This window comes from Methylobacterium sp. J-078, assembly GCF_022829285.1.
In the GTDB taxonomy this organism is placed as follows: Bacteria; Pseudomonadota; Alphaproteobacteria; order Rhizobiales; family Beijerinckiaceae; genus Methylobacterium.
On sequence record NZ_JAKSYI010000108.1, the window covers coordinates 171,838 to 184,837 of the forward strand.

Sequence of the window (13,000 nt, forward strand, 5' to 3'; positions counted from 1 at the left end):
CGGGGAGGCCGGCGCAAACGCCTGGACGAAGCGCCGGAACGGTTCGCACGCTGTCAGGAGTACGGTCGCGCGCCATCGACGACGGTCTGGGCGGCACGCCACGACACTGCGGTCTGAGAATCGGAGGATTCTGTTCCTGAACTTGCGATTGTGAGCATAGCTCTTTGAACAACCTGAAGCAACGATTAATCCTACCTCAGGTTGTTATTTATGGGTGCAATGCCGCCGGTCAGTCGGCGCTCCGCGACCCGGTCGCCCCCCGTCGCCTTGACTTCGTACCCCCCGCGTGAATGGTGCGCCGCTCAATCCCAAGAGCCCGTGATCCGTCAGTTTGTGATGCAACAGCCCGCCATGCACCGTTACCGGACCCATACCTGCGGGGCGCTTCGTCCGTCCGATGTCGGCCAGGGCGTACGCCTCTCCGGCTGGTGCCACCGCATCCGGGACCATGGCGGCGTGCTGTTCATCGACCTGCGCGACCATTACGGCCTGACCCAGTGCGTGGTGGATTCGGATTCGAAGGCCTTCCAGGCCGCCAACGCGGCGCGCTCCGAGTGGGTCATCCGCATCGACGGCCGGGTCCGCACCCGCCCGGCCGGCACCGAGAACCCGGATCTGCCCACCGGCGCGCTGGAGGTCTACATCGACGACCTCGAGGTGCTCGGCCCGGCGGGCGAGCTGCCGATGCCGGTCTTCGGCGACCTCGACTACCCGGAGGAGACGCGGCTCAAGTACCGCTTCCTCGACCTGCGCCGCGAGAAGCTGCACGCCAATATCATGAAGCGCGGCGCGATCATCGACAGCCTGCGCCGGCGCATGCGCGAGGGGGGCTTCTTCGAGTTCCAGACGCCGATCCTCACCGCCTCCTCGCCGGAGGGCGCACGCGACTACCTCGTCCCCTCCCGCGTGCACCCGGGCAAGTTCTACGCGCTGCCGCAGGCCCCGCAGCAGTTCAAGCAGCTGACGATGATCGCGGGCTTCGACCGCTACTTCCAGATCGCGCCCTGCTTCCGCGACGAGGACGCGCGCGCCGACCGGAGCCCGGGCGAGTTCTACCAGCTCGACATCGAGATGAGCTTCGTCACCCAGGAAGACGTGTTCCAGGCGGTGGAGCCCGTCCTGCGCTCGGTCTTCGAGGAATTCGCCGAGGGCAAGCGCGTCACCGGCACCTTCCCGCGCATTCCCTATGCCGAGGCGATGCTGAAGTACGGCGTCGACAAGCCGGACCTGCGCAACCCGCTGATCATCGCCGACGTGACGGCCGAGTTCGCCCGCGAGGACGTCGCCTTCAAGGCGTTCAAGGGCGTGATCGCGTCCGGCGGCGTGGTCCGGGCCATCCCCGCCACGGGGGCGGCGACCCAGCCGCGCTCGTTCTTCGACAAGCTCAACGACTTCGCCCGCGCCGAGGGCGCCCCGGGCCTCGGCTACATCATCTTCGAGGACGACGGCGGCACGATCACGGGCAAGGGCCCGATCGCCAAGTTCATCCCGGCCGAGGTCCAGGCGGCCATTCGCGAAAAGACCGGCATGAAGGCCGGCGACGCGGTGTTCTTCTCCGCCGGCACCGAGGCCAAGGCGGCGGCCCTCGCCGGCAAGGCCCGCATCCGCATCGGCGACGAACTCGCCCTGTCCGACAAGGACCAGTACGCGTTCTGCTGGATCACCGACTTCCCGATGTACGAGTGGAACGAGGACGAGAAGCGGATCGACTTCTCGCATAACCCGTTCTCGATGCCGAACTTCGAGCGCGAGGCGTTCCTCGCCCTCGACCCGGCGGACGCCGAGACGATCCTGAACATCAAGGCGTTCCAGTACGACATCGTCTGCAACGGCACCGAACTGTCCTCGGGCGCGATCCGCAACCATCGCCCCGACGTGATGGAGAAGGCCTTCGGCATCGCCGGCTACGGCCTCGCGGTGCTGGAGGAGAAGTTCGGCGGCATGCTCAACGCCCTGAAGCTCGGCGCCCCCCCGCACGGCGGCATCGCGCCGGGCATCGACCGCATCGTCATGCTGCTCTGCGGCGAGCAGAACCTGCGCGAGGTCGTGCTGTTCCCCATGAACCAGCGCGCCGAGGACCTGATGATGGGGGCGCCGGCCGAGGCCACGCCGAAGCAGCTGCGCGAGCTCCACATCCGCCTCAACCTGCCCGAGAAGGGCGCCTGAGGCCGACCGGCCCCGCGGCCCCGCACCGGGGCGGCGGGGCCGTCCGGGGCAAGACCTCCCGAGGCGACCATGCCGAGCGTGATCGCCGTCGTCGTGGCGCATGACAGCGCCGAGCGCCTGCCGGCCTGTCTGAGCGCCCTCGCGGCCGAGCACGTCCCGGCCCTCGTGGTGGACAATGCGAGCCGGGACACCTCGGTGGCCGTGGCCCGCGCGGCCGGGGCCGAGGTGGTGGAGAACCCCCGCAACGAGGGGTACGGCCGCGCCAACAACATCGGCGTGGCGGCGGCCCGGCGCGCCGAGCGCGTCCTGATCCTCAACCCGGACGTGGTCCTGCGGCCGGGCGCCGTGGACGCGCTGCTGGCCGCCGCGCGCGCCTACCCGGATGCCGGGCTGCTCGCGCCCCGGCTGGTCGAGCCGGACGGGCGCGTCTTTTTCCAGCCGCGCTCGCTCCTCTCACCCTATCTGGCGAACCCGAAGGGTCGGCGCGCCCTGCCGGAGGGAGACGTCTGCGCGCCCTTCCTCTCCGGCGCCTGCCTGATGCTGCGCCGCGACCTGTTCCTGGCCCTGGGCGGCTTCGATCCCAACATCTTCCTCTTCTACGAGGACGACGATTTCTGCCGCCGGATGGCGGATGCGGGCCATGCCCTCGTGCATGTCCACGCAGCCCAAGCCGTGCACGAGCGCGGGCGCTCCTGCGCGCCGGAGCCCGGCCGGGTGTTCCGCACGCGCTGGCACCAGGCCTGGTCGCGGGCCTATGTCTGCGCCAAATACGGCCTGTCCGATCCGAGTCTCGGCGTGCTCGCGGCCAACCTGCCGAAGGCAGCCCTGACCGGCCTCGCTCTGCGGCGCGGGCGCTTCGAGCGGTATGCGGGCTCCGCCGCCGGCGCCTTCGCGGCCCTGCGCGGTTTCAGCGCCCTCGCCCGCGAGGGCCTGCTTCCATGAGTAAAATCCATGCGGGAAGGCACCACCCCGTGATGAAGCGCCTCACGCCCGCCGAGGCCCTCGCCCGCGCGGTCGACGCCCTCGTGGCCCAGGGCTTCGCCGTGAGCGCGCGCAACACGCGGGGCGACAGCGTCTACCTCAAGCCCGGCGCCTGCGCCTTCGCCCTGCGGGTCTCGAACCACGCCCGCACCCCGAAGCAGCGCAAGAACCACCCCGACGCCATCACCAGCCTCGTCCTGCGCGACCCGACCTCGGAGGTGGCGCTGGCGGAGGCGATCGCCGTGGCGGTGCGCAATTTTGCCGGTGAACGGGCCAAGCGCGAGCGGGGGCCTGCCGGGAATGCCATGTCCGGTCAGGGATCGCGGCCCTGCGACCAGGCTGCGACGGCCGGGGGCTGTTCCGACAGGGGCGCGCCGATGTCGGACAGCCCCGCCGAGGTCTAGCCTTCGGCCGGAGCGTCGTCGCGAAAATACGGCTCCACGGGGCCCTTGAGCTTCACCGTCATCGGGTTGCCGGCGCGGTCCAGGGTCTTGCCGGCCGAGAGGCGGACCCAGCCTTCGCTGACGCAGTATTCCTCGACATTGGTCTTCTCGACGCCCTTGAAGCGGATGCCGATGCCGCGCTCCAGCATCTTCTCGTCGTAGAACGGGCTGTTGGGATTCACAGCGAGGCGGTCGGGGGGCGTATCGGACATCGTCGCGGGCCTTGGATCGGTTCACGTCGTGCGGTGTGGACGGCGAGCGCTAGCGGGTAAGGGATTCGACGCGAGGCCGCAACGCCGAGCCGGCCGGAGCCTCGCTGCGGGGGTCGCCAGGAACGCAATCCCCGTCGCGATGGAACAAAACGCCCCGATCGTCAGCGTCGCGCCGCGATCCAGACGCGACAGGAGCGCCCCGCCGTAGGAGTTTGTGCCGATGGGGAAACCGGTCCGAACGGCGGGCGGGCACGGTCGATCCGGGTCTCCAGCCGCGGGTTGCGCCCATCCGGCAGCCGGTGCAACAGGAGCCCCCAGCGAAAATCCCGCCGATGATGGGAGACGCGCTCCGATGACGGGGCAGCGCGCAATCCTGAGGAGGACGACCATGGGCGACAATATGTCCGACGATCTCAAGTCGGGAGCGCTCGTCTACCATCGACTGCCGCGGCCCGGGAAACTGGAGATCCAGGCAACGAAGCCGCTGGGCAACCAGCGCGACCTGGCTCTGGCCTACTCGCCCGGTGTCGCCGCCGCCTGCATGGCGATCCACGAGGATCCCCAGGAGGCCGCCACCCTCACCATCCGCCAGAATCTCGTCGCGGTGCTCACCAACGGCACGGCCGTGCTGGGCCTCGGCGATATCGGCCCCCTCGCCTCGAAGCCCGTGATGGAGGGCAAGGCCGTCCTGTTCAAGAAGTTCGCCGGCATCGACGTGTTCGACATCGAGGTTGCCCAGCACGACGTGGCCAAGCTCGTCGACGTGGTCTGCGCCCTGGAGCCGACCTTCGGCGGCATCAACCTCGAGGACATCAAGGCGCCCGAGTGTTTCGAGGTCGAGGAGCAGTGCCGGGCCCGGATGAACATCCCGGTCTTCCACGACGACCAGCATGGCACCGCGATCATCGTGGCGGCCGCCGTCCTCAACGGCCTGGAACTCGCCGGCAAGCAGCTCTCCGACGTCCGCATCGTCACCTCAGGGGCGGGCGCGGCGGCGCTGGCCTGCCTCAACCTGCTGGTGTCGCTGGGCGCCCGCGTCGAGAACATCACGGTCACCGACATCAAGGGCGTGGTCTACAAGGGCCGCGCCGAACTGATGGACCGCTGGAAGGACGTCTACGCGCAGGAGACGCAGGCCCGGACGCTCGCCGAGGTCATCCCCGGTGCCGACGTGTTCATCGGCCTCTCGGCCGGCGGTGTCCTGAAGCCCGAATACCTGGAGAAGATGGCCGACAAGCCGCTGATCATGGCGCTGGCCAATCCCTACCCCGAGATCATGCCGGACCTCGCGCAGGAGAAGCGCCCCGACGCGATGATCTGCACCGGACGCTCGGACTTCCCCAACCAGGTCAACAACGTCCTCTGCTTCCCCTACATCTTCCGGGGGGCGCTCGATGTCGGCGCCACCTCGATCAACGAGGAGATGAAGCAGGCCGCCGTGAAGGCGATCGCGGCGCTGGCCCGCGAAACCCCCTCCGACGTGGTCGCCCGCGCCTATGGCGGCGAGGCCCGGCCCTTCGGCCCGCGCTCGCTGATCCCGAGCCCGTTCGATCCGCGCCTGATCCTGCGCATCGCCCCGGCCGTCGCGCAGGCCGCGATGGATTCGGGCGTCGCCGGGCGGCCGCTCGAGAACATCCAGGCCTATACCGACAGCCTCGACCGCTTCGTCCACCGCTCGGGCTTCATCATGAAGCCGATCTTCTCCAAGGCGAAGGAGAACCCCAAGCGGGTCATCTACACCGAGGGTGAGGACGAGCGCGTGCTGCGCGCCGCGCAGGCGATCTGCGAGGACAAGGTCGCCCGGCCGATCCTCGTCGGCCGGCCCCGGGTGATCGAGACCCGGATCAAGCGCTTCGGCCTCTCCCTGAAACAGGGCGTCGACTTCGACCTCATCGATCCCGAGGACGATCCGCGCTACCGCGACTACGTCGCCACCTACCTGGAGGCCGCCGGACGGCGGGGCATCACGCCGGACGCCGCCCGCACCCTGGTGCGCACCAACAACACCGTGATCGGCGCCATCGCGGTGCGCCGCGGCGAGGCGGACGCGCTGATCTGCGGCCTCGAAGGGCGCTTCGAGACCCGCCTGCGGGTGATCCGCGACGTGATCGGCCTCGCCCCCGGCGTGCTCGACTTCGCCGCCATGAGCCTGATCGTCACCAAGGAGGGCGCCTACTTCCTCGCAGACACCCATGTCCGCACGGACCCCAGTGCCGAGGAGATCGCGGATGTGGCCGTGGCCTGCGCCGAGCATGTCAGCCGCTTCGGCCTGACGCCGAAGATCGCGCTCCTCAGCCACTCGGATTTCGGGCAGTCGGATTCGCGCTCGGCGGTGAAGATGCGCACCGCCCTGGGGCTGATCCGCGAGCGCCGGTCCGACCTCGAGGTCGACGGCGAGATGCAGGCCGATTCCGCCCTGTCGGAGATCATCCGCGACCGGGTGATGCCGGCCTCGCGCCTCAAGGGGGCGGCCAACGTGCTGATCCTGCCGAACCTGGACGCGGCCAACATCGCCTTCCAGTTCGCCAAGGTGCTGGCCGATGCGCTCCCCGTGGGGCCGCTGCTCATCGGCCCGGCCAAGCCGGCCCACATCCTGTCGCCGTCGGTCACCGCCCGCGGCATCGTCAACGTCACGGCCGCCGCCGTGGTCGAGGCGCAGGCGGCCGAGGTCGGGGCCAGCCCCGTCCTGGCCGAGCCCGGCGTCGGGCCGACCTCCGCTTAAGGGGTCCGACGAGGGTCCCCGGCAAGGGGCGGACCCGCGCGTGGGACGCAAGGGCGGCGGCTGAGCCGCCGCCTCGCCCTCGCCCGTCAAATGCGATAGCCCTGCTCGTGAGGGGCGTGCGACGACCGGGCGCTGGTCCGGTTCGCCGTCGCGGGACGGGAGACACGGGATGCAACTCGGCATGATCGGCCTCGGCCGAATGGGCGGCAACATCGTCCGCCGCCTGCTGCGGGACGGGCACGAGGCGGTGGTCTTCGACCAGAACCCGGAGGCGGTCGCCGCCCTGGTGTCGGAGGGCGCGGTGGGGGCCGACAGCCTCGCCGACTTCGTCGCCAAGCTCAGCCTCCCCCGCGCCGCCTGGGTGATGCTCCCGGCAGGCACCATCACGGAGGCCACGGTGAAGTCCCTCGGCGGTCTGATGGCCGCGGACGACGTCATCATCGACGGCGGCAACTCGTTCTACAAGGACGACATCCGCCGCGCCGCCGAGCTGAAGGGCGCCGGCATCCACTACGTCGACGTCGGCACCTCCGGCGGCGTCTGGGGCCTGGAGCGCGGCTACTGCATGATGATCGGCGGCGACCAAGCCGCCCTGGAACGCCTCGACCCGATCTTCCGGACCCTGGCGCCGGGCGTGGGCACCATCCCGAAGACGCCCGGGCGCGAGGGCCGCGACCCGCGGGCGGAGGCCGGCTACATCCATGCGGGCCCGAGCGGGGCGGGCCACTTCGTGAAGATGGTCCATAACGGCATCGAGTACGGCCTGATGCAGGCCTATGCCGAGGGCTTCGACATCCTCCGGCACGCCGATTCCGAGGACCTGCCCGAGGCCCAGCGCTTCGACCTGAACATCGGCGACATCGCCGAGGTCTGGCGGCGCGGCAGCGTGGTTTCGTCCTGGCTCCTCGACCTCACCGCCGGGGCGCTCGCCCAGGACGAGCACCTGGAGAACTTCACCGGCTTCGTCGCCGATTCCGGCGAGGGACGCTGGACCCTGAACGCGGCGATCGAGGAATCGGTGCCCGCCAACGTGCTCTCGGCCGCCCTCTACGCGCGCTTCCGCTCCCGCGAGGAGGCGAGCTACGCCGACAAGCTGCTCTCGGCCATGCGCAAGGGATTCGGCGGCCACCAGGAGCCGAAATAGGCCCCGAAGGCGCGCTTCGGCTTGCCTGCCCGTCCGGGGGATCGCCCCCGGATCGATCAACTCCCTGCCACCCGCTATCGAGGTGCCGATGATCCCCCTGCCCGAGCGCGCCGAGATCCTGGCCGACGCCGATGCCGTGGCGAAGGCCGCGGCCGGGCGCCTCGTCGCCCTCTGCCGGAGCGCGCCCCGGCCCGAGATCGCCGTCTGCCTGTCGGGCGGCTCGACCCCGAAGCGCCTCTACGCGCGTCTCGGCGCGGATTATCGGGCAGACCTGCCCTGGAACCGCCTGCACTGGTTCTTCGGCGATGATCGGATGGTGCCGTGGACGGATGCGGCGAGCAACGTCCGCATGGCGCGCGAGGCCTTCGGCGATGCGCCGATCCCCGAGGGGCACCTCCACGGCATCGACACGCGCGGCACCCTCGAGGCGGGTGCGCGCGCTTATGCCGAGACCCTGAGACGCTTCTACGGGGCGGACGAACTCGATCGGGCGCGACCGCTGTTCGACCTCGTCCTGCTCGGCCTCGGCGAGGACGGGCACACCGCCTCGCTGTTTCCCGGCAAGCCGGCCCTGCGGGAGCGCCACGCCTGGGTGGCGCCCGTGCCGGAGGCGGGGCTCGCCCCGTTCGTGCCGCGCATCACCCTCACCGTGCCGGCGCTCGCCTCGGCCCGCGAGGTTCTGTTCCTCGTCACGGGGGCGGGCAAGCAGGAGCCCCTGCGCCGTCTCGCCCGGGGCGAGGACCTCCCGGTCGGGCACGTCCGCAGCGTCGGGCAACAAGTCTGGCTCGTGGACCGGGAGGCCGCGGGGGCCTGAACTCCACGAAACCTGGTCATTCGCGCCGCGTTCCCGGTCTCATCTGATGAAAAGTGTTGCGTCGGCGCAAGGTTCGCGCGAACACTTGAGGATTGCCGGAATATCCCGGTCTTCGTGACGTTGCGCCATGGGCGTGGACCCCTTCGTCGCCCTGCCCCTTCGCCCGCTTTCCCGAAGGGAACTGCGCCTTGCGTCCCGCAGCCGGATCGGGCCTTTGCGCACCGTCGCCGAGGGCGGCCGCCATCCCATCCTGCGCGGGATTCGCGCCGGTGCCCTGGCGGGTCTGGCGATCGTGGCCGCGCTCAGCCTGCCCGTCTTCCTCGTCCTCGGAGTGAAATCGTCGCCGCCACCCGGATTCCAGGCTTCAGCCCGGCTCCCGGATGCGGAGCCGGAGACATCCGGCCGGGTCTGGACGGAGGCGTATCGGGCATCGGCCGTGGCCGCCGAGCCGGCCCCCGCCCCCGTCGAATCGCCGCGCGTCGCGGTCGATGGCCCCCGCGGCCCGGCCCTGAGCCTCGACCTGATCCCGGCCCTCGACGACGGCAGCGGGATCGGCGGCCTGGAAGAGCGGCCCGTGGCGAAGCCCGCCCGCGCGCCCCGGACCGCAGCGGCGCGCGCCGCGCGCTCTCCCTGAACCGGCGCGCCGCGCGCTTCCCCCGAATCGACGTTCGAGGGGCCCGCGCATGAAAAGACCCGCCGCGACGCTGTCGGGCGGGTCGAACGCAGGCTTAAATCCGTCGGACGGAGGGATCAGGCGGCGCGGCGGGCTTCGGTGCGGGCGTTGTCGTTGAGGGCGACGAACATGCCGGCCGAACCCGTGTCGGCGGTCGAAGGCGCGGCGTCGTCCGTGAGGAGGGCCAGCATCGGGCCCACGGCGACGGCGGCGAGGCCGAGAACAAACAGAGCGATCATGGCGGAGACCTCTGTGGCGTTGCGATAAGTGTGTATCGCACTGCACCATTGATTTTGGTATGCCACATACCGCAGTGCGGTCATGCCGATATTGCACGGCTCCGGCACGGATTTTTTTATTTCGTCGAACGTACTTCGCCCGGGCGTGGGCCGGGGTCGGGGTTTCAGCGGTGCGGCGTGTCGGCCACGACCGGGAGGAGCGGGAGCAGGTAGTAGCCGCTCGTGAGCAGGATGGCCGAGAGGACGAGGCCCAGGGACGAGACGTAGAGCACGGCGAAGACGTCGCGGTTGAAGTCCGCGGTGCGCAGGACGATGCCCGCGAAGGGAATGCTGACCAATGCGATGAGGATGGAGAGGATCATCTCGGGAAACTTCGGCGGAGGGAGGGCGGAGGGGCGTGGCTGACGTGTCATTCGCCGAAATGGGCGCCGGCTCGCCGAATGATGCCTGAACAGGAATCCACGCAAGGTCACGTCATGCCATTCTGCCGCATGCCGCCGGGTCCGCGAGCCTGCCTCGCCCGCCCCCGGCCCCCGGGATGCGTCGGCCCTCGAACGGGCGCGCTGTCCGGCCGTGGATCTGGCATCGACAGCCCCGCTCCCGGAAGGGCATCCGGCGCGGGGCTGTCGGGTTTCTGGAGAGCGATCCCCTCCATGGGCCCGCCCCCGTGTGACGGGGGCGGGCGCCGGGCTCAGGCGTGGGCGAGGACGCCGGCGGGCTGGACGTTCCCCTGCGCGGCGTGGTGCCGCTTGAGCATGGGCCGGAGCACCGCCATGGCCAGGAAGGCCGCGATCAGATCCATCACCGCCACGGTGTAGAGCACGGTGGCCCAGGTGCCGGTGGCCTGCATGAGCAGGTTGCCCACGGGGACGAACAGGGCCGCGAAACCCTTGGCGCAGTAGAGCACGCCGTAGATCTTGCCGATGTGCTTGGAGCCGAAGGTGTCGGCGGCGGTGGCGCTGAACAGGGAGTAGACCTCGCCCCAGGCCAGGAACACGATGCCCGATAGGATCACGAAGGCCCAGGGGTTGGTGCCGAAGTAACCCAGGGCGACGATGCCGATGCCCTCCATGGAGAAGGCGATGAACATCGTCTTCTCACGGCCGATCCGGTCCGAGATGTAGCCGAAGAGCGGGCGCGAGATGCCGTTCATCACCCGGTCGAGCATCAGCGCGAAGGGCAGGGCCGCCATGGCGAAGAAGTACAGGTTGACCTGGAACTCCTTGACGCCGAGATCCTGCGCGATGACGCCGAGCTGGGCCACCGCCATCAGGCCGCCGGTGACCGTGCAGGTGAACATCAGCAGCATCACCCAGAACACCGGCGTGCGCAGGGCTTCGCGCAGGGTGTAGTCGCGGCGGGTCTGCAGCACCTTGGTGGAGTAGACGACCTCGCCCTTGGCCGGACCGCGCAGGCCGATGGCCGCCAGCATGATGATGCCGCCCTGGATCAGCCCGAAGGTGAAGAACGCCTGGGCGTAGCTGCCCTGGGAGATCATGTTGGCGATCGGAATGATCGTCAGGGCCGAGCCGGCGCCGTAGCCGCCCGCCGTCAGGCCGACCGCGAGGCCGCGCTTGTCCGGGAACCACTTCAGGGCGTTGTTGATGCAGGTGGCGTAGACGCAGCCGACGCCGATGCCGCCGGCCACCGAGCCGAGGTAAAAACCGGAGAGCGAGGTCGCGTAGGAGTTGATGATCCAGGCCAGGCCCGTCATCAGGCCGCCGAACATCACCACCCGGCTCGGGCCGTACTTGTCGATGAAGTAACCTTCGATCGGCGTCAGCCAGGTCTGTACCACGACGAAGATCGTGAAGGCGACTTGGATCGCGGCGCGATCCCAGCCGAATGTCTTCTGGATCTCCGGAACGAAGAGGGTCCAGGCGTATTGAATATTCGCCGCCGCGACCATGCAGGCCACGCCGAGGACAAGTTGCAGCCATCGATTGACGGTCGGTTTCGCCGTTGGGGGCGCGGCAGCGGTCAGGGCCATGAGCTTTCTCCCTTATTCGATCTTGTGTTTCGTGCTGTTATGCAGAGTTCGAATTATCTTGCAATTTCGCGCCCCGCTGGCGTGGGGTGACGCTGCGGCGCCAAAAATCCAGGGCCGCATGTATGCATTATTTGGTATACCAGATATGCGTGCAAGCAGAATAATTCAGTCGCCAAGCCCCATTTTCCGGGATTAAGGGCTCGCCTCGCCCGTTTATGCGCCCTGGGATCAGTAAGCTCTGGGCGGTGCTCGGTGCCGGGATGGTCCGCACCTGTTAAGTCGCTGAAATACCTGCGGATCGCCGCTTGAGATCTTGATGTGGTCCCATCTGGTCTTGGATCGCCGCCGCCCCGACGGCAATCCGCAGCGCTGTCCCCGCAATCCACAAGACATGCGTCATCCGCATCGCGGTGCGTCTTGCACTGCGAAACACCTGATTCGGCGCGTGGGGCTTCAGGCGAAGTGCTTCGAGAGCTTGAGCCCTTGCGCCTGGTAGTTCGAGCCTGCCCCCGATCCGTACAGGGTGGCCGGGCGCTCGGCCATGCGCTCGTAGACGAGGCGGCCGACGATCTGGCCGTCCTCGAGGAGGAACGGCACATCGCGCGAGCGCACCTCGAGGACGGCGCGGGCGCCGGCACCTCCGGCGGCGGCGAAGCCGAAGCCCGGATCGAAGAAGCCGGCGTAATGGACCCGGAACTCGCCCACCAGGGGGTCGAACGGGACCATCTCGGCGGCGAAGTCGGGCGGCACCTGCACTGCCTCCTTGGAGGCCAGGATGTAGAACTGGCCGGGATCGAGGATCAGGGCCCGCGACGGGTCGGCTTGCAGCGGCTCCCAGAAATCCGCCGCCCGGTGGGCGCCGGGCGCGTCGACGTCGACGAGGCCGGTATGGCGCCGCGCACGGTAGCCGACCAGGCCGGAGAAGCCCGAGAGATCGATCGAGACGCCGATGCCGCCCTGGAAGGTCGGGTTCGCCGCGTCGACCAGGGGCGAGGCCGCGTGCAGGGCGGCGAGCTCGGTGTCTGTGAGGCGGGGCTCGCCGCGCCGGAAGCGGATCTGCGACAGGCGTGAGCCGGTGCGGACCTTCACCGGGAAGGTGCGGGGCGAGATCTCGGCATAGAGCGGCCCGTGATAGCCGGCCTCGACCTGATCGAAGGCGGCGCCCCGGTCGGTGATGACGCGGGTGAAGACGTCGATGCGGCCGGTCGAGCTCTTCGGATTGGCGCTGGCGGCGAGGTCGTCCGGCAGGGCGAGGTGCTCCTGCAACTCGGCGATGTAGACGCAGCCGGTCTCCAGCACCGCCCCCTGCGCCAGGTCCATCTCGTGCAGCGCGAAGGCCGCGATGCAGGCCGAGACCGTGCGGGCGCCGGGCAGGAAGCTGGTGCGCACGCGGAACACCCGGGCGCCGAGGCGCAGGTCGAGGCTCGCGGGTTGGATCTGGTCGGCGGCGTAGGGCGTGTCGGGCCGGATCGCGCCCGCGCGCGTCAGGGCCTCGATCCCGCCCGCGGCCAGAATTCCGTGCTGGCGGCTGTCCGCCCCGTCCCGCATCGCGTCCGGCATCCGTTCGCACCACCCGCTGATCAATCGGGCACCGCCCCGGCGACCGGGGCGGGAAC

The 13,000-nt window shown here is 69.6% G+C and carries 12 protein-coding genes; 7 read left to right on the forward strand and 5 right to left on the reverse strand.

The genetic code is table 11. The features are described 5' to 3' along the window. Positions 1-351: 351 nt before the first annotated feature. The 3 genes from aspS to MKK58_RS17100 all read left to right on the forward strand — a co-directional run bounded on the left by aspS (position 352) and on the right by MKK58_RS17100 (position 3,551). Complete coding sequence (gene aspS, locus MKK58_RS17090) at positions 352-2,166, forward strand: aspartate--tRNA ligase (protein ID WP_243913240.1); 1,815 nt, start codon at positions 352-354, stop codon at positions 2,164-2,166. A gap of 69 nt (positions 2,167-2,235) precedes the next feature. Beyond that, positions 2,236-3,108 (forward strand): glycosyltransferase family 2 protein, encoded by an 873-nt coding sequence (locus MKK58_RS17095; protein ID WP_243913190.1) that lies wholly within the window; start codon positions 2,236-2,238, stop codon positions 3,106-3,108. A gap of 29 nt (positions 3,109-3,137) precedes the next feature. After that, positions 3,138-3,551, forward strand: a complete 414-nt coding sequence (locus MKK58_RS17100) for a hypothetical protein (protein WP_243913192.1) — start codon at positions 3,138-3,140, stop codon at positions 3,549-3,551. Here MKK58_RS17100 and MKK58_RS17105 read toward each other — a convergent pair. Continuing rightward, positions 3,548-3,802 (reverse strand): DUF3297 family protein, encoded by a 255-nt coding sequence (locus tag MKK58_RS17105; protein WP_243913194.1) that lies wholly within the window; start codon positions 3,800-3,802, stop codon positions 3,548-3,550. The two genes, MKK58_RS17100 and MKK58_RS17105, sit on opposite strands and share 4 nt — an antisense overlap. A 388-nt stretch (positions 3,803-4,190) precedes the next feature. Between MKK58_RS17105 and MKK58_RS17110 the strand changes: the two genes are divergently transcribed. From MKK58_RS17110 to MKK58_RS17125, 4 genes are all read left to right on the forward strand, one after another. Next, on the forward strand, positions 4,191-6,524 hold the full coding sequence (locus MKK58_RS17110; protein ID WP_279578417.1) for an NADP-dependent malic enzyme: 2,334 nt from the start codon (positions 4,191-4,193) through the stop codon (positions 6,522-6,524). 169 nt (positions 6,525-6,693) lie between these two features. Next, positions 6,694-7,668, forward strand: coding sequence for a phosphogluconate dehydrogenase (NAD(+)-dependent, decarboxylating) (gene gnd / locus MKK58_RS17115; protein WP_243913196.1), 975 nt, complete (start codon positions 6,694-6,696; stop codon positions 7,666-7,668). 88 nt (positions 7,669-7,756) lie between these two features. Continuing rightward, complete coding sequence (pgl, locus tag MKK58_RS17120) at positions 7,757-8,482, forward strand: 6-phosphogluconolactonase (RefSeq protein WP_243913197.1); 726 nt, start codon at positions 7,757-7,759, stop codon at positions 8,480-8,482. A 214-nt stretch (positions 8,483-8,696) separates the two neighbouring features. Continuing rightward, entirely contained in the window at positions 8,697-9,116 is a 420-nt protein-coding gene (locus MKK58_RS17125) for a hypothetical protein (RefSeq protein ID WP_243913198.1), read from the forward strand. A gap of 116 nt (positions 9,117-9,232) precedes the next feature. Here the strand turns inward: MKK58_RS17125 and MKK58_RS17130 are convergent, their stop codons facing one another. The 4 genes from MKK58_RS17130 to MKK58_RS17145 form a co-directional block, all read right to left on the reverse strand. Then, the gene (locus MKK58_RS17130; protein ID WP_243913199.1) at positions 9,233-9,394 is read right to left on the reverse strand and encodes a hypothetical protein; all 162 of its coding nucleotides are present in this window, start codon (positions 9,392-9,394) and stop codon (positions 9,233-9,235) included. A 164-nt stretch (positions 9,395-9,558) separates the two neighbouring features. Continuing rightward, positions 9,559-9,756 carry a hypothetical protein gene (locus MKK58_RS17135; RefSeq protein WP_243913200.1) on the reverse strand — a complete coding sequence of 66 codons (198 nt, stop codon included), beginning with the start codon at positions 9,754-9,756 and terminating at the stop codon, positions 9,559-9,561. Between the two features lie 329 nt (positions 9,757-10,085). Then, complete coding sequence (gene oxlT, locus MKK58_RS17140; protein ID WP_243913242.1) at positions 10,086-11,303, reverse strand: oxalate/formate MFS antiporter; 1,218 nt, start codon at positions 11,301-11,303, stop codon at positions 10,086-10,088. A 534-nt stretch (positions 11,304-11,837) separates the two neighbouring features. Next, positions 11,838-12,944: a 2'-deoxycytidine 5'-triphosphate deaminase gene (locus MKK58_RS17145; protein WP_243913201.1), complete on the reverse strand. Its 1,107-nt coding sequence runs from the start codon at positions 12,942-12,944 to the stop codon at positions 11,838-11,840. Positions 12,945-13,000 lie beyond the last annotated feature (56 nt).